We start from the raw sequence: 20,980 nt of genomic DNA on the forward strand, positions 1-20,980 counted from the left end.
GGGGATTGGTGACATTCGTCAAAACCCTGTGTGACCTTTATCACTCAAGCCCAAAACCGCCAACAATGCTTTATTGTAGTGACAGTATTTCGAGCCTTTTTACGATATTTAAGGAGGATTCTCTTTTGAATTATTTCCAAATCACCATAACAAACCTGACTTTATGAAACATCTTTTGTGGGTTTTCACCCTTTTGCTACTCTCTGACAGCCTTTTGGCACAAGCCCCATCGGGCTACCAAATGCCTCCCAAGGCTATCGCCGACCTTGCCAACGCCCCCCAGCCGCCTGCCCTGCGCATCAACAGCAGCCGGGAGTGGATGATGCTCATGGAGCGCCCCGGCTACCCTTCCATTGAGGAACTGGCACAACCGGAACTGCGCCTGGCGGGCCTGCGCATGAATCCCCGGACCAACGGGAGCAGCCGGAGTTACAGCTACTCCAGCCTTACCCTGAAACATATGGACAGCGGAAGGACCTTCAGCGTTTCCGGATTACCGGACGCTGCACAAATCGAAAACCTGAGCTGGTCGCCCGATGGTAAACGGTTTGCCTTCACCATTACCACTCAGAAAGGCATTGCGCTTTGGACCGGTACAGTAGCCGACAAGTCTGCCAGCCCCTTAACTGATTCCAGGGTCAATGACGCCATGGGCGGCACGCCTTACGACTGGATTGGCAGTGATCAAATCCTGGTCAAAATGGTGCCCAAAGACCGGGGCGAACGCCCGGAGGAAATCCTGGTGCCCGCCGGGCCAGTCATTCAGGAGTCTGCCGGGCAGAAAACCACCCTCCGGACGTATCAGGACCTTTTAGAGAATCCCTACGATGAGGATCTGTTTGAATACTACACCACTTCCGAGCTGGTAATGCATGATTTGGAAAAAGGTACCTCAAAGCCTTTTGCGAAAGCAGGAATGATAGCCGGTGCCAGCCCCTCGCCCAATGACCAGTATATTATGGTGGAGACCATCCACCGGCCTTTTTCCTATCTGGTGCCTTATTATCGCTTCCCAACCACCACGGAGGTATACGACCTGGACGGAAACCTGGTGAAGCTAATTGATGAGCAGCCTTTGATCGAGCAACTGCCTAAAGGCTTCGGGGCTGTACCGGAAGGCAAGCGCCGCATCAGCTGGCGGGACGATCAGCCGGCAACGCTTTACTGGGTGGAAGCTCAGGATGGTGGCGACCCGCAGCGGGAAGTGGACGTCCGGGACAAACTGTTTTACTGGTCAGCACCCTTTAAAGATGGTGAAGTAAAGGCGGGGCTGGACTTTGAGCTTCGCTTTAGCGGCATCGTTTGGGGCAACGCTTCCACTGCCATTGCCTATGAATACTGGTGGGCCACCCGCAATATTAAAACGAGCCTGTTTACACCGGGAAAACCGGATAGCAAAAAGGTGCTGTTTGATCGTTCCTATCAGGACCGCTACAGCGACCCCGGCAGCTTTGAAACGACCTATAATGAGTTTGGCGAACAAGTACTGCTGATGGCAGATGGCGGGCGCACCCTCTTCCTCACCGGGCAGGGCGCTTCACCGGAAGGGAACCGGCCTTTTGTCCGCACTTTTGACCTAAAGACCAGTGAAACAGAAGAGCTTTGGCGCTCTGAGGCTCCTTATTACGAATCCCCTGCTTTCATTTTGGATGCAAAAAAAGGACTGGTCGTGACCCGACGCGAATCACCGGACGATCCGCCCAACTACTATATCCGCAACTGGAAGACCGGCGACCTTGATGCCATCACGGACTTCCCGCACCCCTACCCGGCCCTGGCAGGTATCGAAAAGGAAGTGGTACAGTACCAACGCAAAGATGGGCTCGACTTGCAGGGTGATCTGTATTTGCCAAAAGGCTACAATCCGGAAACAGATGGCCCGCTGCCTGTGATCATGTGGGCATACCCCAGAGAATTCAAGAGCAAGGGAGATGCAGGTCAGGTACAAGGCTCGCCTTACGAGTTTGTGCGCCTGTACTGGGGATCGCCTCTCTACTGGCTTACGCAGGGATATGCGGTATTCGATCAGGTGGCCATGCCTATTGTTGGAGAGGAAGATGAGGAACCCAATGACTACTTCCGGGAGCAGCTGGTGGGCAATGCCGAAGCCGCTATAGACGTGCTGGCAGAACGGGGCGTTGCCGACCGCAACCGCATCGCTGTGGGCGGGCATTCCTACGGCGCCTTTATGACGGCTAACCTGCTGGCCCATTCTGACCTCTTCGCAGCGGGCATTGCACGCAGCGGGGCTTACAACCGGACCCTGACCCCCTTTGGCTTCCAAAGCGAGGAACGGACGTACTGGGATGCACCGGAGGTCTACTACACCATGTCGCCCTTCATGCACGCCGACAAAGTCAACGAGCCACTCCTGATGATTCATGGAGAGGCAGACAACAACAGTGGGACCTTCCCGCTGCAAAGCGAACGGATGTATCAGGCCATCAACGGCTTGGGCGGCAAAGCCCGGTTGGTTATGCTGCCGCATGAAAGCCATGGCTACCGCGCCAAAGAATCCATCATGCATATGCTGTACGAGCAGGATGCCTGGCTGGAGAAGTATGTGAAAAACCGGGAGGTGAAGCCTTAAGGTCATCGGCCAGAGATTTCAGGCTTATTGCTTCCGACCCGCAATACAGGCCCTTCTAAACTAAACCCCACTCATTTACCTTGTACGTGAGTGGGGTTTTTCGATGACCACCTGTCTCAAAGCGAATCTAATCTTCGGATTGGCATTCTAACAAAATTGTTAGTTGCTACAGGCACAACCCAAACACGCTCTGCGCACTTATTATTTCCAAAACTATATGCGATTTTTTGTTTTTGCAATGGTCTTGCTCATTAGTAGTTGTGCTCAGGGCCAACAAACAACTCAGGACAACATGAAACTGATCTATGTGTACGATGCCCTCTGCGGATGGTGCTACGGCTTTTCTCCGGTCATTACTGAATTCCATCAAAACCATGAGGAGGAGCTGGATTTTGAAGTCCTCTCCGGAGGAATGATAACCGGTAGCCGGATTGGCCCTATCGGCGAGGTGGCCGGTTACATCAGTAAGGCATACAAAGATGTGGAACGCGCCACCGGCGTAACTTTTGGCCAAAGCTTTCTGGAAGATATCCTAGAGGAAGGGTCTGCTGTTTTCACATCCATTCCGCCTGCGATAGCGCTTACGGTCTTCAAGCAGCATCAGCCCGGTCAGGCCGTTGCCTTTGCAGCCCGCCTTCAAAAAGCCATTTATTATGATGGAATCGAACCGGTTGATTATGAAGCTTACGGGGAGTTGGCTGCTGAATTTGGGCTGGAGCCCAGCTCATTTGTTGCGGAGATGAAACAAAATGAAAACCTGCAGCGCGCCCGGGAAGAATTTCAGCGTGCTTCTGGTTTCGGGGTTACGGGCTTCCCTACGGTCCTGCTTCAGCACAACGGGCAAACCACTGTACTCGCCCGGGGCTATATGCCGCTTCCCAGGTTGGAAGCAGCCTATCAGCAAGCGATGGAATAAGTGGTACAAGGCACGACTAGCAGGCATGCCCGAACGGGCATAAGATGCGGCAAAGGGGAAACTGCTCTTGTCAGAAAGCCTTACTGCCGCATCGCCTCCACCGGGTCCATGCGGGAGGCCTGTATGGCAGGGATCAGCCCGGAGGCTACACCGACCAGCACGGAGACCACCACGCCCAGCACCATATTCCCAAAGGACAGGTACATGTCAAAGTCGATAATATTGGAGAGCATCGTGATGATGGCGTAAATCAGCCCGAGCCCCGCCAGCCCGCCGATAAAGCAAAGGACCACGGACTCGATCAGGAATTCCAGCAAGATGACGATGCGTTTGGCGCCCAGTGCTTTTTTTACGCCTATCAGGTTGGTGCGCTCCTTGACGGAAACGAACATGATATTGGCTACACTGACGATGCCCACAAGCATAGCAAACAGCCCAATCACAATGCCCACCAGGTTGAGAATGCCGAAGAAGCTATCGAAGACACTGGAAATCATGGACAACTCGTTGAGCGCAAAGTCATCATCCGCACGGGGTGGCAGGCGGTGGTGGGCTCTGAGAATGCCTCTGATTTCGTCTTTCATTTGCTGCATGCTGACGCCTTCTGCTGCTTTGGCATTTACGGAAGTGTCGAAAATCTGCCGGGCTTTCAGGTTGGCCAGCCCACGGGCATTGTTGTAGGAAACGAGCAGGCAGTCATCAAAGTCGAGTGGATTCAGCAGGGCATCTCCTGATTTTTCAATCACACCGATGACTTCATACTTACGCCCCATCATTTTGATGGTCCGCCCAATGGGGTCAATCTCGCCAAAGAGCTCCTCGGCCACTACAGCCCCTATGACCATTTTGTTGCTGCCGTAATGGTATTCGGCCGGAGAAAAGTAACGCCCTTTTTCGAAATCAATTTGGAACATCTCTACAAACTCCAGAGAGGAACCAATCAGGACGGCATTTTCAACCGTATTGGACTTAAAGCGTACGCTTTTGAAACCAATCACCACATGGAAGGAAGCCAGGTCAACGGTTTTCGCTTTTTCGTTGATCACCTCGTAATCAGCGTGGTCAGGGTTGGGGCGCTTGATGTAATGCCACCAGGCACCGCTGACATCCGCCCAGGGCCACTTCTTCACGTACACTACATCGCTGCCCAGTTTGTCGAGGCTGCCCCGGATGTTGTCTTCCAGCGAATCCACTGCCGACAGTACACCGATAATGCAAAAGATGCCGATGGAAATGCCCAGCAGGGAGAGGAGGCTCCGCAGGCGGTTGGAATAGAGCTGTTGCCAGGCTTGGGCAATGGCTTCGTAGATGATGCGCAGTACAATCATGGTAGTGGCTTATCCTTTTATGGCGATGGCTTTTTTGTCAAAGGGGTTCAGCGCAACGCCTTCCACCTCTGCTTCGGCTTCCACGCGGAACTCAGAACCCACCGCATTAATGGCTTTGGCGGCTTTCGCTAAACCGCTGAACAACAAATTGCGCTTGCCAAAATCATCGATACCGGAGCGGACGAGTTCGAAGGGCAGCTCAAACGGCAATTCGCGCACCTCACCGGGCAGGACTTCCAGCCGGTGGTCCAGCTGTACCTGACCCAACTCGTATTCATCCACCAGCTTTTCCTTGCCCCGCCCGCGGCTGTACCGCTCAATGAGGATGATACGAATGCGGCGGACAACCTGTGGGTTTAAGGATTGCAGCCGAACACGCCCTTGAAGCACACGGTCGGTCCCTTCCATTGTTTCAGGAAGGACCAGCTCCAGTTTGACGCCTTCAATACCCAACCATTTTTTGACTCGTCCGATCATGGTGTATTGCAAATCTGTTGTTTCGCATCAGCCAAGGTAGGCTACCCCAGTCAAAGCGCCATGCTTTTTCTATCAAGGCAGGTGGAAATTATACCAATCGCGCGTGCCAGCTTTCACTAAGCGGCTTTAGCCAGCCTGCATCGAAAGCCGCCTTGGATTCAACAAGGGTATCAAAAACCAGGGTTTGGTCATTGATTTGCCCTTCGGCATACCGGCGGGCAAACTCCTCCCGGCTGACGGTATGTACGCCATCGCCATCCTGATAACTGAAGTACATGCGGTCGAATAAATCCACCCCGTATTCCGCCTGTAGCTTCTTCAGAAAGTGTACGGAGGAATCAATGGAGCAGCCACTGGCATCAGCCTGGCTTTCATCCACCATAAGGATCACAAACCGGTCGTGCAGCACATCGGCGTCCGCTTTCAGCTGACGGTTGTGGCTCACCCATTGGCGGGCAAAGGCTTGCAGGTTTGATCTGATTTCCGGCACCGCGTCCGCCGGAAATGGCTTATTGGCCTGGTATACCCAAAGGCGGGTGGTATTGGAAAGGGTATCGGGAAGTGTCATTTTGCTTCAATTTTACCTCAAACATAATTAATGTGCGTCAATAATTAGGTATACAACTGAGGTGGGGCAGTTGGTTCATTTTCGTACCTTGAGAAAAAACCATGAACGAAAAAATCAAAGCGCTCAGCGCTCCGGTTGGCACCACCCTTGACCGCTGGATTGACCTCAATCAGGATCAGTTCCCCTACGCTACCGGTGAGCTGTCCAGGCTGCTTCGGGATATCGGCCTTGCAGCAAAAATCCTGGGCCGGGAAATCAACCGGGCCGGCCTGGGCGACATTACCGGCATGGCAGGCTCGGAAAATGTGCAGGGTGAGGACCAGAAAATGCTGGATATCGTCGGGCACATCCGCTTTGTGCGGGCGCTGAAGATGGGCGGTCAGGTCTGTTGCATCGTTTCTGAGGAAAAGGAAGAGTTGGTACTAACCGGAAAGGATGATGCCAAATACGTCATCGCGATGGACCCGTTGGATGGTTCTTCCAACATCGAGGTGAATGTCCCAATTGGGACCGTCTTTGGTATTTACCGAAGGAAGACAGAGATCGGCACTCCTCCAGAGGTGGCTAAAGATGCCCTGCAAAAGGGTGCAGAGCAGATTGCCGGAGGCTACGTCCTGTTCGGTTCGAGCACGATGCTGGTGTACACCACCGGATATGGGGTCAACGGTTTCACCTACGATCCCTCTCTGGGTGAATTCTACCTGTCTCATCCGAAAATGCGCTTCCCGGCCGAAGGCAATATCTACTCTATCAACGAAAGCCATTATTTCAAATACGGGGAAGCGGTGCAGCACTACCTCAACCACTGCAAGCGCGAAGGCTATACCGCCCGCTACATTGGCTCCCTGGTGGCCGACTTCCACCGCAGCCTGATCAAGGGCGGCATCTACCTCTACCCTGCCACGCCCGGTGTATATCCGGAAGGCAAGCTTCGGCTGCTGTACGAATGCAATCCGCTCGCATTTATTGCAGAACAGGCCGGCGGGCTCGCCTACGGTAACGGTCAGCGTATCATGGAGATTGCTCCGGTGGATATGCATCAGCGCGTGCCGCTAATCATTGGCTCGGAGCGGATGGTGGAGGAGGCGATGCGTTTTTTAAAGTGAGGTTGTGTTAGATGATTTTTCTTATTTTAGGGGAAATATTCGTGCCTCAGTTCACTGTGCTGTTTAGCGAATGGAACTCTATCCTTTCATGAATTTGTTATCGTACAGATTAAAGTATTTAAGCTAAAAAAAATGCCTCATGACTATAGATCTAAGAGACAAAAAGTACCGGTTGATTGAGTACATCATGGCTATCGAGGACAAACAGACACTGGATAAAGTCGAGAATGCAATAAATAAGGCGTCAGATCAGAACTTCAAAAAACAGAATGAACTTGAATCTGCTGTACGTTCAATACGCACTCAAGTTACTTTAGCAGATATTGATCAGGAACAGCCATACGAGCCTTTGAATTATGCGGCCTTCAAACAGTTGGCAGATCAAATTGGTATTGAAGGAGATATTGACGAGTTGTTAGCAGACATTGCTGATTAATGTTGCCCCTATGAAGTAGAGCGTGGATAGCCGTTCCACACAGGTAAAAAAAGGGAATGAAACTTGGATTCGAGTAAAAAAGAAGACAACTTTGTAAATACAAAGTACTTACATTTAAATCGTAGTATATGGAGATTTCAATCATTCAAATCGGAAATTCCAAAGGGATTAGACTTGCAAAAACTATCTTAGAGAGATATGATATCACGGATAAGGTTGAGTTGATTTTCAAAGAAGGGTTTTTGATTTTGAAACCTGTCAAAAAGCCCCGGGAGGGATGGGACGAAGCCTTCAAAAAAATGGCAGAGAGAGGAGACGATGAATTATTGATTGATGATGTTTTTGAAGATGAAAACTGGGAGCTATGAAAATATCGCAATATGAAATAGTCATAGTGAATTTAGATCCCACAATTGGTAGTGAGATAAAAAAAACAAGACCTTGCGTAGTCGTTTCACCGAATGAAATAAACGATTATTTAAGGACCATAATCATTGCTCCGATTACTTCAAAATCTAAAAATTATCCAACAAGGATTGAAATAAAAGTGAAAGGGAAGAAAAATTGGGTGGTCATTGAACAGATCAGGACAATAGATAAAAGACGAGTGTATAAAAAGGTCGGAAATTTGACGGATGCTGAAATTTCAGAAGTAAAAAAGGTGATTAAAGAAACATTTGTTGATTAAAAAAGACGCCTTTGCAGAACAAAGTGTATGTGCTCACTCCCGTTGCTTAAACGCCCAAACCTTGCACACAAAGACCGTTAGAGCTCAACCTCCGGTGTTTTCAGAAATGAGTGATATAGATGCGGAACAACTTAGCATTTCGGCTTTAGCGGATGCGAATACTAATCAAAAGTGACCACTACCCGGCCTACCCCACTACCCCTCCATATTATTCAAAATCAACTCCGCCAAATCATAGACCATCACCTCTTCCTGCTTGTCTTTGGCTTTGATGCCATCGCCCATCATTGTCAGGCAGAAGGGGCAGTTGGCGGCTACGACTTTAGCGCCGGTTTCCAGGGCTTCCTCGGCACGCTCGATGTTGATGCGCTTATTGCCGGGCTCGTCTTCCTTCCACATTTGGGCACCGCCGGCCCCACAGCATAGGCCGTTGGACTTGCAGCGCTTCATTTCCACCAGGTCGGCATCGAGGGTTTGCAGCACTTCGCGCGGGGCTTCGTACACGCCGTTCACGCGACCCATATAGCAGGAGTCGTGGTAGGTGATGCGCTTGCCTTTGAACTCACCGCCCTCTTTCATTTTGATGCGGCCCTCGTTGATGAGCTCCTGTAGCAATTGCGTGTGGTGTACCACCTCGTAGTTGCCGCCCAAAGCCGGGTACTCGTTCTTGATGGTATTGAAACAGTGGGGGCAGGCCGTCACCATTTTCTTTACGTTGTACATATTGAGCACCTCAATATTCTGCAACGCCTGCATCTGAAAAAGGAACTCATTGCCGGCACGGCGGGCGGGGTCACCGGTGCAGCTTTCTTCGTTGCCCAGAATGGCGAAATCAACGCCAACGGCATTGAGGATTTTGCAAAAGGCCACGGTGACTTTCTGCGCCCGGCTGTCAAAACTGCCGGCACAGCCTACCCAAAACAAAATTTCCGGCTCCCGGCCTTCTGCGGCTATTTCTGCCATCGTTGGTATACGGAGATTACTCATATCTTATTTGCTTTTCTTTCTTGCTGAATTACCCTTCTTTCATAGCTTCCTTCGCCCACTTGTCGCGGTCGTCGGGGATAGCCCAGGCAGAACCACTGTTTTCCAAGCTGTTGAACATCGGCAGCCAATCCTGCGGGCCCTGCGAGAGGGTCAGGATTTCGTAGCGCCTCATCTTCAGAATGGGCTCGAGCGGATTGATAAGGACCGGGCAGGCCTCCACACAGGCATTGCAGGTCGTACAAGCGTGCAGTTCTTCCGGTGTGGTATAGTCGAACAGCGTCTTGCCGTCGTCGTAGTTATCTTTGCTGAGCGGCTGACTCTTGTCTTTGGCAAATTCTTCGGAACCCGAATCCAGGTTGCGGCCAATTTCCTCAGCCCGGTCGCGGATGTCCATCATCACCTTACGTGGAGACAGTTTTTTGCCGGTGATGTTGGCCGGGCAAACCGCCGTGCAGCGGCCACATTCCGTACAGCTGTAGGCATCCATGACGTTTTTCCAGCTCAATCCAAATACATCACTTGCACCAAACTCGGGCAGCTCTTCGCTCATGTCCGCTTCATCAAAAGCAGCCTCCGGGTCCATCATACTGCGGACCTCTTTGGTGATTTCGTCCATATTGTCCATCTCGCCGCGGGGCTTGAGCCGGGCGTAGTAGGTATTGGGGAAAGCCAGCAGAATGTGCAGGTGCTTGGAGTATGGCAGGTAGTTGAGGAAGGTCAGCACCATCGCAAAGTGAAGCCACCACCCCACCCTTTCCAGGATGATCAGCGTGCCTTCGCTCATGCCGCCGAACAAGGCCGGGCCGAGCCAGCTGCTTACGGCCAGCGTACCAGTGTCTTTGAAGTGCTCCGGGTCCATTTGCTGCAGCACCACATCCGTGCCATTCATGGTAAAAATGCCAATGAGCAGGATGATCTCAAAGATAAGGATGAGGTTACCATCCAGGCTCGGCCAGCCCTTCATTTCGGGCTTTTTAAAGCGGGGCAGCTTCAGCAGGTTGCGGCGGGCCAAGAAGATAAAGGTGGCGAAGAAGGTCAGCAGGGACAGTACTTCAATAAAGCTGATGACAAAGGTGTAGAAGCCGCCCAATTTGTCCGCGAAAAAGCGGTGCTCACCAATGATCCCGTCAATGAAGATTTCGATCAGCTCAACCTGAGTGATGACAAATGCGGCGTAAATAATGAAGTGCAGAACCGCCGGAATCCAGCGCTTGAACATCTTCCGCTGCCCGAACGCCACCAGCAGTACATTGCGCCAGCGCTCTCCTGTATCACCGGTTACCGCTTCGTCCTGCCCCAGCAGGATATTGCGCCGGACTTTACCAAAAGCCTTTACAGCAACACCTATGGCTACTGCGCTTATCAGAATGAAGGCAATCTGTTGTACCATATACTTATTATCTTTGCTCAGCGAATTTTCGCTAAAATAAGGTATCCCTGCGGAAATATAAGCCATATTTCCGGTTCTTTACTAAAAAGTGAGACGCAGTCGGGCAGATTGCGGCGTATTTCACTAATTTTGAGGGACGCATAGCGCAATAAAATGCCGACCACAATGAAGATACTCAACCACAGTCAGATTCAACAGAAAATCAAGCGGCTGGCCATAGAAATACTGGAAGACAATTACGAAGAACCGGAACTCATTCTGGCGGGCATCAATAATAATGGTATGGAGTTCGCGCAGATGTTGATGCAGGCATTGCTCGACATTACCGATCAGCACATCACGCTCACGCGCATCCGGCTCAATCCTGCCGCTCCGCTTAAAGAGGGTATCAACCTGGAAATGCCCGCCTCAGAACTAGAGGGTAAAACCATCATTATTGTGGATGATGTGGCCAATACCGGGCGCACCATTTTTTACGCTACGCAGCCACTCATGACCGTACTCCCCAAAAAGGTGGAGGTCGCCGTCCTGATAGACCGGACGCACAAGACGTTCCCGATACGGGTGGACTATGTGGGCCTTTCCCTTGCCACCACGCTTATGGAAGACATAGATGTTCGAATCCGTGATGTGAACGAGCAATCGGTATTTCTCAACTAGTGCTTTTAGCAGATAACGCAGCCTGTAGTTCAGGCATTTTCGCTTTCATTGCTGCGTAGCCGATATCATGAATTTCCTGGTATCTGTTCAGGTGTAAAATGGTGTACTTCCGAATGCCCTCGGGTTCGATGAGCAGGTCGCATAAATCAATACTATGTTGGGTATTGGCTAAAATGGATAAATCGAAGCAACGCTGGGCGATACCGAATACATTTTTTACTTCGTTATTCTCAGCAATCAGCGTTGGCATAACATTCACCCCGATCACAAAACCGGCCTGTTCGCGGATAGCTGCCACCGGCATATTTTCAAGCAGCCCTCCGTCTACATAATGCTGCCCATCAATTTCCACTGGCTGAAAAATGAGCGGGATGGCAGAGGAAGCAGCAACCACATCGAAAAGCGGCCCACTGTTCCGGATTTCACACGCACCGGTATTCAGATTGGCAATGGCAATATAGCAAGGCAGTTTGAGCGCCTCAAAGCTATCCTCGGCAATGGTTTCCTTTAGGCGCTCTTGCAGGTAGGTATGCTTGGTAAGACCTGCATAGGGCAGCCCCACTTTAAAAAACTTGAACAAGCTGGCCTGCTTGACCAGTGCCAGTATTTCAACCGGCGATTTGCCGGATGCGTACAGCGCGGCCACGATAGCTCCGGCACTGGTACCGGATAGCACATCCGGTTTGATGCCATAGTCTTCTAAAGCCTGAAGCACACCGATATGCGCAATACCGCGTGCGCCTCCTCCGGAAAGGGCGATTCCCAGTTGATATGGTTTTTCCATGTTGGAAGATTAACAAGGCGGGCCTGTTGCCAGGGCCCGCCTTGCAGGTTGTTTTTGATCTTTATTTAACCATCAGCGGCTCTGTCCAGATATGCTGCCCATTGCGGAAAACAACGTTGTAGAGGCCCGCTGGCAGTTGGCCGAGGCTGAGCGTATGCGTACCATAAAGGTTGCGCAGTTGCTGCACAGGCTGCCCCAAAGCATTGAAGAGGGTAACCTGTTCAACATCTACTGTGGTTTCTACCACTACCGTACCTTTTGCAGGGTTCGGGAAGACCTTCACCTGCTGCCCGAGTTGCTGATCCACCGTATTATCGATGAACTGCACGTCCTCCAGGTAGCGGGGAATGATCTGATAACCCTCATCAAACGGGCTGTCGGAGTCAAACTGACCACCGATGCCGGTAATCGAAAGCAATGCGTCACTTGGGGAGGTGGTTCCCGCCAAAGTCGTGTTATTATCTATCCGTACCGTGAAGGTATTTGTTCCATCGGTTACTTCCACATTAAAGGAAGCGCCAGAGTCATCCCATGCAGCAGGGTCTGCTAAGGTTACGCCCAATAGGGTAATCAGACTGGATTCTGTTGTTTCATCAAGTGCAGATACATTGTTCGGATCAAGTAAGTTATTACCTGTGCTCACCACCTCCAGCTCTTCCAATGCAATTTGCGTTAAGCCATTAAACTGCTCAATCATACCCCGGACCACCAACTCATCGCCCTCGGTGACCGTATAGCCAAAGTCCTCGCTGGCACTGAAGACGCCAATGCCTTCGCCGGTTGCATCTATGAGGGTGAATTGCAGGCCACTGCCACGCAGATTGACACCATATACGATACCCTGCAATTCACAGGCAACGCCCAGGGAATCGGCCACGCCATCATTATCTACAGTAGTCACAGTGCCTATGCTGTAGGGTGGGAAGTCTGATCCACCACTGCCTGAGTCATAAGGGTCAATATCTGCCATATAGCGGGGCAGCAGCTGATAGCCTTCATCAAACGGTGAACTGCTGTCAAACTGCCCGCCAATACCCGTCACATTGAAAGTGCCGGTTGGAGCGGGCAAATCGAAGAGGTCCACATCGTTATCAATACGCACAGTAATGGTGTTGGTGCCATCGGTGACGTCTACGTTGAAGCCGGAGAAGCCGTCTCCCCATGCAGCGGGATCAACCAGTGTGACGTTTTCAATCGTGACGAGCTGAGACTCGGTTGCTTCGCCAAGTGCGGTGATAATATCAGGAGTTTGCAGGGCATTATCAGCTGAAATAAAAGTGACGTTCTCCACTTCAACCTGTATCAGGCCATTGAACTGATCAACCACACCTTCCACGAGCACCTGATCACCTTCAGTGACAGTATAGCCAAAGTTTTGGTTGCCACTAAATACGCCGATGCCATCTCCAGCCTCGTCAATGATAGTGAACTGCAGGCCCTCCGGACGGAGGTTTACCCCATGCACCACACCACGAAGGGCGCAGGTCACACCAAGAGAATCTGCTGCGCCATCTGCATCAGTGGTGGTCACCGTACCAATTGGGTACTCCGGATAATCCACGGGGCAAAGCACATTCACGGTTACCGTTGCGGAGGAACAGCCATCCGCATCACAAATTTCATAATCGAAAGTCGCCTCGCCACAGAAACCGGCATCCGGAGCGTAGTCCACCTGATTGTCTGCATTGAGCACAGCTGTACCATTGGTATTTGCACCGGTCGTCAGTTCCACGGAAGTCAGTGGGTTGGGGGTTTGGTCATTGGCCAGGATATCAATGGTGATCCCGGTTTCAAAATCGGTAGTCACGACATCATTATTGGCGGAAATCATAGCTGTGCCACTTGGGCTGTAGGTGCCAACCGGTACGGGAACAGCCGCACCGGCATTAGTCGCCTCATCGTCCAGCGCATTCGGGCCGCTAAAGGACCAGTTACCGAGCACAAAAGTACTGCCATCCGGCCCGGTACCATCAACCCGGTAGGCCCATCCATCCTGGTATTCCCATGCAGTACCAGTGCCATCCACATTGATCTCACCGAAGACGTCGATGACGTTGCCTTCGAAGAAAAGCTCTATCGCATCGTCACCGTTGATACTTACGGCAGCACCACTTTCATCCGTAAAATCCGGGGCGAAGCCAAAAAATTCCTGGAAGGCCATACCGTCCCCACTTGTGAGATAAAGGTATTGCCCTTCGGAAGCGCTAACGGCCGGGAAGGTGTATTCTTCCCCATCCGTACCACCGCCGTTGGTGGCAGAACCTACACCGTAGGCACTCAGGTCGGCAATATCTGCAGTGGCGTAGACCTCAATGCCTTTAGGCAGGCCACCGGGCAGCGGTCCGTCGTATACTGCGGTCAGAATAAGCGCAGAGTTGCCAGCAGGTGCGTTTTCCGCGGTGACGGTGCCCACCATGCCCAGCCCCGCATGCGGGTCACACTGATAGGTGTAAGTCCCGGGGATAGTAAATACATATTGGTAAGTCCAGGCGCTGGAGCTGGCATTACCGTTACCGAAGCTTTCCGGATTGTCCGGATAGACCGATTGGTCGCCGTTTACATTATGGAAGCCGTTGAGGTTAGTCCAGGTAACGGTATCCCCTACGCTGATGGTCAGGTTTTCGGGGCTGTAAAAGTTGCTTTGCACATCGACGGCAAAGTTCTGTTGAGCCTGCACACAAAACGAAAGTGCAGTGATCAGCAGGAGAAGTGTCATCATTCTTTTCATAAAACGGAATTTTAGTTTTGACTGAGTGCAGCACAAAAATAGGGCAAATGGAAGCAAATGGCTGAATGCCAGCCTAAATCTTTGTGTTAAGTATTTGACTGAGGAAATGAGCGCCGGTTTTTGGGCTGTCCAAAAACACGAAGCGCCTGCCAGGCAGTGCCGGCAGACGCTTCGTCATAAGTGTTTCGTAAACTAAGCGCAGATAGCAAGAAGTAGCTTAGGCACTTCTGTTGCAACTGCACAAAAACGGAACGTCATCAACGCTTAGAAAATCACTTTCGCACCTATCTGCAGGCGCCAGGTGTTGCCAAGAACGTTGGTTGTTGTGCGGTAAGTTTCAGTTGGAAACTCAGATGTACCTCCAATTGTGTTCAAACGGTATACCGGCTCGCCAGCATCGTTCACACCGCGGTAGTTGAGGAGGTTACGCTGCCATGGCACTTCAGGCACACCCCACTCACTCTTAAACATGTTTCCAATATTGATAAAGTCAAAAGAAAGCTGCAGCTTAGGCATGTCCTCTTTTCCAAAAAAGTTCACATCCTGAAGAATACGCAAGTCAAAGCGGTTCACCCAAGGCAAGAGTGCGCCGTTTCGCTCAGCTACTTCACCGCGAATTTCGCTCAGGTAAGGATCCTGGTCGATGTAAGCGTCAAGCAATGCCTGCTGACGAGACTCAGAGATGGTCTCACCGTCAAGTTCGAAGGCTTCAAAATTCAGCTCACTTGCAGAATTAGGAACGTAAATCAAGCGATCAGAAGCATCACCGAAGTTACCAGAGTAGGTGTAGGAGAATCGGCCAAAGTCGCCGCCTTCGTAGAATACGCTAAGTGTTGTTCCTCCCTTCTGATAGCCGAGGTTACCAATTACACGGTTAGGCTGATCGAATCCAGCGAAACCAAGCTCCGGGTTGTTACGGTTTTCCTGAACAGTAGCTGTCCACAGAGAAACAGCCTGAGAACCACCAGCTGCATCAAGATCACGTGCACGTGAACGCGTGTAAGCAGCCATGGCAAAGAAGCCATTATCAAATTGCTTGGAAAGCTGAACAGTCGCCGCGAAGTAGTCTGCCTTTTCGCTTGCATTGGTCAGGTAGAAAACGTTGCGGAAGTCTTCGTCATTGCTGTAACCACTCAAACCTGGCTGATCTGTCCAGTAGCCACGCTGATCAGGACCGTTGAAGGTCTCGTCAGCATCACGCAGTACGGCGTTGTAAGCAACAGGCGTGTGCACGTCACGGTTGTACATGAACTCCAACGTCAGATCAATACCACCAGGCAGTTTCTGGTCAAGACCAATGTTTGATCTCCAAACCTGTGGCAGGCGGAAGTCTGTGTCTGTCAGGTTCAGCTCATTGGAAAGCGTCTGACCTGGATTTTCAGGATTGTAAGCGGTTACGTCAGGGTTAAAGACGATACCCTCATCGATTACTTCCTGACCTTCGAAGCCAAGGCCACCCCGAACTACACCGGAGCCGTTAACCTGGTTGGAAAGCCATACGAAAGGAATACGGCCGGAGAACAGACCTGTACCACCACGGATAACCGTGCTGCGGTCACCATTCACATCATAGTTGAAACCTACACGTGGAGAGAACAGTGGGTTGACATCAGGGAATACGCTTACGTCAGGCATAAAGGTATCGCCATCATTGTCCGTGAATGTTTTGTTCTCTGCAGCGAGCAGTTCGTTCTGAGGCAGATCGATTGGGTAGAACGGCAGGTCTACGCGCAAACCACCAGTAAGCTTGAAGTTTTCATTGACCTGATATTCGTCCTGAATGTATACACCAATCTGACCGAACCGGGTCTCATCAGTAGGAGGCGTGGTAGAGCCGTCAAGTGCGTAGCTTTTTGCGAAAGCGTCAGGGAATACAGACTGATCCTGATTGATGACCGCATCAACAAAGTTCTGATAACCGATAAAACGGTAGAAGCCGTTGAATACCGGGTTAAAGGCATTGTCGAAGGTCATGTACTCGAAGTTGACACCGGCAGTAACCGTGTGGCGATCGAGGAAGAAAGTAGTATTATTGGTAACGTTGAGCACGTTATTTTCAAGCAGGTTACCCACGCTGAACAGCTCGTTACCCATACTCATGTAGTAAAGGAGGTTGCCAGAAGCATCCGGCTCCAGGACTTCGATGAAGGGGAAGGCCTGATCACCAGGAATACCACGGCGGGGGTCAGCAATCTGAGTGTAACCTACGTTCAACTGATTGGACACTTTGTTACCGAAGAGAGAGTTGAGTTCCGCTACATATGAGCGCACATTGCGGTCATTAGTGTAGTTGTTGTTACGGAAGTTGATGTTCTCCACGCCCTGACGGGTAGTGTTCCGGTAGCGGGTCTGAATGAAGCGAATCGAGTTGTTGTTGGTAGGCACATCGCTGAAAGAAGAGTAATCATTGAAGCGGAAGCTCGCTTTGTGATTCTCGCTGATGTTATAGTCAAGGCGAACATTGATACGCTGCTGCTCAGAAGCGAAACCATATCCATCGGGAGCACCAACGTCATAGCCATAGAGGCTCTGAATCTGGTCACGTACGAAGTTGGCTTCCTCAATTGGCACGCGTGAGATTACCAGACCATCTGGCTCTTCACCTGGCCGTGCAGCACTCTTGATGAAAGGAGGAGGAGAGGTTTCCACTTCTCTTTCGTAAGCAGCAAAGAAGAACAGTTTGTTCTTGATGATTGGCCCGCCCAGTGTAGCACCGTAAATCTCGTTGCGGGAGTCAGGAATGTCTATCGACAAATCGCCAACTCTGTTACCCTGCATCTGATCGTTGCGGATGAGGTAGTAGGCAGAACCACTAAACTTGTTGGTACCAGACTTGGTCACTGCGTTGACAGAAGCACCGGTAAAGCCAGAATAACGCACGTCGTAAGGTGCCAGGTTTACACTAACCGCTTCGATGGCATCCAGAGAAATTGGATTGCCGCCTGCAAACTGTGCAGAGCCAAGACCAAAGTTGTTGTTATAGATGTTACCATCTATGGTGTAGTTGTTAAAACGGGAGTTGGTACCCGCAAAAGACGTTCCGTTAGACTGTGGCGTCAAACGCGTAAAGTCATTGATGCTACGGCTGATGGTTGGCAGTGCAGTGATCTTTTCTGAAGAAATGTTCACGGCAGAGCCTGTTTTGCCATCAGTAAAGCGGCTGTCGCGATCCGCTAAGACGAGTACCTCGTCAATAGCAACTGCGCCATCGCTCAGTTCAAAGTCAATGATGGAAGAGTTGCCCAGCGTAAGGAAAATCCCTTCCTGCTTTTGGCTTTCGTACCCAACATAGGTGACTTCAATTTCGTACGGGCCGCCAACACGCATACCCTGGATCGTATAGTAACCAGAGGCGTTTGTAAAAGTCCCGTAAGTTGAACCGGAAGGCGTGTGTACGGCACGGATGGTAGCACCAACTAGTTCTGTGCCATCGGTATCAACGACACGACCGCTGATACTACTAGTCGTGATCTGAGCATTAACTGCCAGGCTTAGCAGCAAAAATGCACACAAACTAAGGAGTTTGGTCCTCATAAGAGTTGAAATTTAAAGTTCGGAGTGTAAAAAATAGTGAGTTCTGAAATTTAAATCATTACAGGGCATTTCCTATAATTTACGCAAAGGTAAATACGGTATGTTAAGTTAATGTAAATAAGGTTTTATTTTGTGTATAAAAATCTCCTGCCCCGGCACAACACACTTCCCGGTCAAAACCTTATACTTTCGTTTGGGGGGGCTATGCCAAAACGTTTCTAAGAAAAGACAGGCACTCCAAATTTTATCCCGAAACCTAATACGTATACGATTCGTTTTTTTTCTATAGGATTTAGAAACAAATACCTTATTAGCCTCGTTATTAGCCTAACAAATGCACAAAAACCTAACCCAAACTCATGAGAACACTTTTAATCTGTGTGGGCTTACTACTGCTCGCACCTGCCCTCGGGGGGCAAAAAATGTCGAACCCTTCGTTCGACGCTCTGGCTGCTGTCTACGAGCAGCGTATTCCTTCCTCTGCTGTTTCTTCCGTAAATAGTTCAGTTAGCAGGCCTCTGATCAGTGCGCACAGAGGTGGGCGCTTTATTGCCGGCTACCCGGAAAATGCCTTGGAGACGTTCCAGTTTGTTGCTAAACAAGCGCCGGTTATAGTAGAGTGTGATGTGAATATGTCCGTCGACAGTGTCCTTTTCCTGCTCCATGACAACACCCTGAACCGGACCACCACTGGCTGCGGGCCAGCGCAGGAAACCCCTTGGGCAGCCATACACCATCTTTTCCTCAAGGATGACTATGGCACCGTTACCCGTTACCACCCGCCCAGCCTGGAGGAGGTCCTGCACTGGGCAGGCAGAGGATATCAAGTTACACTTGATGTGAAACGGGGCGTACCTGTAGAAATGGTAGTGAAAACGGTACGGAATATGGGGGCGATTGATTACGCCTCTGTCATCACCTATAATTATGAAGATGCACTTAGGGCTTATCTTGAAGACCCGCGGATCAAAATCTCCGTCAGCATTCGCAATGAGGAAGAACTCAAACGCTACATAGATGGACCGTTTAACCTTAAAAATCTTATGGCTTTTACCGGCCTCACAGAGCGGTCCGCCTCATTTTACCGGCAGCTTAAAGACGCTGGTATCACGGTGATTATCGGAACGATCGGCAACCTCGACCAAAGCGCGACTGCAAAGGGCGACCGCGTTTACCACCAACTCTACAAAGCAGGTGCTGATATTTTGGCTACAGACCGCCCGCTGGCCGTTCATAAGGCGTTTTTGGATTAATAATTTTGAAGCCACAAAGTATGCTGAGATAGCCCAATACTTCAAAACGCTATACTTTATGGCTTCAAAATTATCTGCTCAGAGAAAATTAACCAATTCTACCTCAAAGTAAAGGACCGCGTATTCGGGTATGCCCGGTGCGATGGCTCGTCCCCTGTTGCCATCATTAATACCATAGGCTAAATTAGAGGGCACAAAAAACTTAATTTTCCCTCCCCTCTTGATGAGCGGGATTGCAAAGCGCCAACCATCAATCGTTCTTGACAAGTTTAACAAAACAGCATCCTCTTCCTCAGTTTCATCAAATACCGTTCCATCCAGTAACGTGCCCTTATAACGTACCAGTATCTGCGAGCTTGCAGTTGGAGATGAAGCCCCCTCTCCTTCTTCTTCAATAATGTAATAAACGCCAGACTCATGCCGTACAGCATCTTCCATGAGGTTATTGGCCTGCAGGTAATCAACAATAATAATTTCATCTTCATCTTTACGGTCTTCCTCCGGCTCTAATCCAAACTGCTGCCGCTCGCAGCCTAAACCTAAAAGTACCGTACCGGTCAGCAACAGAAAGAAAAGCTTTTTCATAGCTTGTATATTTGAGTTATTCGAGATTTGCAATGTTTCCAAACGCAAAAAAAGGAAAAAAACACGAACTCTGCGCCTGGATAAGCTAAAAACAACGTCCGCAACGTTACCTTAACCACTAAGGTAATAACGCCTTTGTGTTCATTTTCGCGCCTTCATATACGGTAAGTTCTTATATTACGCCAAACAGACGCAACCATGAATGACAATTTCTGTGTATTCCTCGATGCAGGGCACGGTGGTGTTTCACCTTCAGGGCAATACACCACAGCACCCAGTAAGCAGTTTCAGCATCAGCAGGGCCAGTTTCATAATGGCTCCTGGTTTTATGAAGGGGTTTGGAACCGGACTTTGGTTGCCCGGGTCATTCAGAAACTCGACATCCTGGGCATTCGTTACCTGCCTGTTTACCATGAATATGTAGACTTCCCCCTGCAGTACCGCGTTGATCAGGCCAACTGGTATTTCCGCAATTACCGGCGGGGCATTTTCCTGTCTACCCATGCCAATGCATCCGGGGTTGGGGCACGCGGATATGAAATTTACACCTCCCCCGGCATCACCGCTTCTGACCGTATTGCCGATGCGCACTGGGGGCACGTCCGCGACCTGCTGGGCGACCGAATTACGATGCGCACAGACCGGTCTGATGGCGACTACGACAAGGAAGCCCGGTTCTACGTTCTTACCCGCACGGTGATGCCTGCAGTACTGATTGAGCACCTGTTTTTCGACAATTTCCAGGATGCCCAACTCCTCATGGACCCCGAAATTGTGGACCGCTTTGCCGAAGCACAGGTACGGACTATCATCGAATATGTTAACAGCCTGTAGTCTACTCCAATTGCAATCCTAAAATATCGTATGGTCTTCCCATAAGTTCTTTGTACTTTTGAGCCTTACCGCTGTGGTAACAACGTGGCGGTAAACGAAGAAGACAAAGAACATAA

18 protein-coding genes are annotated in these 20,980 nt (G+C 50.5%); 9 read left to right on the top strand and 9 right to left on the bottom strand.

The window, feature by feature from the left end; all coding sequences use genetic code 11:
- The first annotated feature begins 163 nt into the window (after positions 1-163).
- Positions 164-2,590, top strand: a complete 2,427-nt coding sequence (locus tag ACO08I_RS03030) for a prolyl oligopeptidase family serine peptidase (protein ID WP_421948441.1) — start codon at positions 164-166, stop codon at positions 2,588-2,590.
- Positions 2,591-2,882: 292 nt separating this feature from the next.
- On the top strand, positions 2,883-3,506 hold the full coding sequence (locus tag ACO08I_RS03035; protein WP_421948442.1) for a DsbA family protein: 624 nt from the start codon (positions 2,883-2,885) through the stop codon (positions 3,504-3,506).
- 80 nt (positions 3,507-3,586) lie between these two features.
- Here the strand turns inward: ACO08I_RS03035 and ACO08I_RS03040 are convergent, their stop codons facing one another.
- The 3 genes from ACO08I_RS03040 to ACO08I_RS03050 form a co-directional block, all read right to left on the bottom strand.
- Positions 3,587-4,834: an ABC transporter permease gene (locus tag ACO08I_RS03040; protein ID WP_421948443.1), complete on the bottom strand. Its 1,248-nt coding sequence runs from the start codon at positions 4,832-4,834 to the stop codon at positions 3,587-3,589.
- A gap of 9 nt (positions 4,835-4,843) precedes the next feature.
- Entirely contained in the window at positions 4,844-5,311 is a 468-nt protein-coding gene (locus ACO08I_RS03045) for a sporulation protein (RefSeq protein ID WP_044151820.1), read from the bottom strand.
- 88 nt (positions 5,312-5,399) lie between these two features.
- Complete coding sequence (locus tag ACO08I_RS03050) at positions 5,400-5,879, bottom strand: hypothetical protein (RefSeq protein ID WP_421948444.1); 480 nt, start codon at positions 5,877-5,879, stop codon at positions 5,400-5,402.
- 101 nt (positions 5,880-5,980) lie between these two features.
- Between ACO08I_RS03050 and fbp the strand changes: the two genes are divergently transcribed.
- From fbp to ACO08I_RS03070, 4 genes are all read left to right on the top strand, one after another.
- On the top strand, positions 5,981-6,985 hold the full coding sequence (gene fbp / locus ACO08I_RS03055) for a class 1 fructose-bisphosphatase (RefSeq protein ID WP_421948445.1): 1,005 nt from the start codon (positions 5,981-5,983) through the stop codon (positions 6,983-6,985).
- A gap of 139 nt (positions 6,986-7,124) precedes the next feature.
- Positions 7,125-7,421 (top strand): hypothetical protein, encoded by a 297-nt coding sequence (locus tag ACO08I_RS03060; protein WP_044227114.1) that lies wholly within the window; start codon positions 7,125-7,127, stop codon positions 7,419-7,421.
- A 128-nt stretch (positions 7,422-7,549) separates the two neighbouring features.
- On the top strand, positions 7,550-7,789 hold the full coding sequence (locus ACO08I_RS03065; protein ID WP_421948446.1) for an AbrB/MazE/SpoVT family DNA-binding domain-containing protein: 240 nt from the start codon (positions 7,550-7,552) through the stop codon (positions 7,787-7,789).
- Positions 7,786-8,109 (top strand): type II toxin-antitoxin system PemK/MazF family toxin, encoded by a 324-nt coding sequence (locus ACO08I_RS03070; protein ID WP_421948447.1) that lies wholly within the window; start codon positions 7,786-7,788, stop codon positions 8,107-8,109. The genes ACO08I_RS03065 and ACO08I_RS03070 overlap by 4 nt, the downstream gene beginning before the upstream one ends.
- A 195-nt stretch (positions 8,110-8,304) precedes the next feature.
- Here the strand turns inward: ACO08I_RS03070 and ACO08I_RS03075 are convergent, their stop codons facing one another.
- Entirely contained in the window at positions 8,305-9,096 is a 792-nt protein-coding gene (locus ACO08I_RS03075) for a (Fe-S)-binding protein (protein WP_421948448.1), read from the bottom strand.
- 28 nt (positions 9,097-9,124) lie between these two features.
- On the bottom strand, positions 9,125-10,552 hold the full coding sequence (locus ACO08I_RS03080; RefSeq protein WP_421948449.1) for a 4Fe-4S dicluster domain-containing protein: 1,428 nt from the start codon (positions 10,550-10,552) through the stop codon (positions 9,125-9,127).
- Between the two features lie 99 nt (positions 10,553-10,651).
- On the opposite strand from ACO08I_RS03080, the gene ACO08I_RS03085 reads away from it, so the two are divergent.
- Positions 10,652-11,146 (top strand): phosphoribosyltransferase family protein, encoded by a 495-nt coding sequence (locus tag ACO08I_RS03085; protein WP_421948450.1) that lies wholly within the window; start codon positions 10,652-10,654, stop codon positions 11,144-11,146.
- On the opposite strand, the gene ACO08I_RS03090 is transcribed toward ACO08I_RS03085, so the two are convergent.
- The 3 genes from ACO08I_RS03090 to ACO08I_RS03100 all read right to left on the bottom strand — a co-directional run bounded on the left by ACO08I_RS03090 (position 11,139) and on the right by ACO08I_RS03100 (position 18,192).
- On the bottom strand, positions 11,139-11,930 hold the full coding sequence (locus ACO08I_RS03090) for a patatin-like phospholipase family protein (RefSeq protein WP_421948451.1): 792 nt from the start codon (positions 11,928-11,930) through the stop codon (positions 11,139-11,141). The genes ACO08I_RS03085 and ACO08I_RS03090 overlap by 8 nt on opposite strands.
- Positions 11,931-11,991: 61 nt before the next feature.
- Positions 11,992-14,658 carry a DUF5689 domain-containing protein gene (locus tag ACO08I_RS03095; protein ID WP_421948452.1) on the bottom strand — a complete coding sequence of 889 codons (2,667 nt, stop codon included), beginning with the start codon at positions 14,656-14,658 and terminating at the stop codon, positions 11,992-11,994.
- Positions 14,659-14,922: 264 nt separating this feature from the next.
- The gene (locus ACO08I_RS03100) at positions 14,923-18,192 is read right to left on the bottom strand and encodes a TonB-dependent receptor domain-containing protein (protein ID WP_421948453.1); all 3,270 of its coding nucleotides are present in this window, start codon (positions 18,190-18,192) and stop codon (positions 14,923-14,925) included.
- Between the two features lie 359 nt (positions 18,193-18,551).
- Between ACO08I_RS03100 and ACO08I_RS03105 the strand changes: the two genes are divergently transcribed.
- Positions 18,552-19,445, top strand: a complete 894-nt coding sequence (locus tag ACO08I_RS03105) for a glycerophosphodiester phosphodiesterase family protein (protein ID WP_421948454.1) — start codon at positions 18,552-18,554, stop codon at positions 19,443-19,445.
- A gap of 78 nt (positions 19,446-19,523) precedes the next feature.
- Here ACO08I_RS03105 and ACO08I_RS03110 read toward each other — a convergent pair whose 3' ends face one another.
- Positions 19,524-20,030 carry an FKBP-type peptidyl-prolyl cis-trans isomerase gene (locus ACO08I_RS03110; protein ID WP_044227130.1) on the bottom strand — a complete coding sequence of 169 codons (507 nt, stop codon included), beginning with the start codon at positions 20,028-20,030 and terminating at the stop codon, positions 19,524-19,526.
- A gap of 198 nt (positions 20,031-20,228) precedes the next feature.
- Here ACO08I_RS03110 and ACO08I_RS03115 point away from each other — a divergent pair, with 198 nt between their 5' ends.
- The gene (locus tag ACO08I_RS03115) at positions 20,229-20,864 is read left to right on the top strand and encodes an N-acetylmuramoyl-L-alanine amidase (protein WP_044227135.1); all 636 of its coding nucleotides are present in this window, start codon (positions 20,229-20,231) and stop codon (positions 20,862-20,864) included.
- Positions 20,865-20,980: the final 116 nt, after the last annotated feature.

This window comes from Phaeodactylibacter xiamenensis, from assembly GCF_965229835.1.
Taxonomy (GTDB): domain Bacteria; phylum Bacteroidota; class Bacteroidia; order Chitinophagales; family Saprospiraceae; genus Phaeodactylibacter; species Phaeodactylibacter xiamenensis.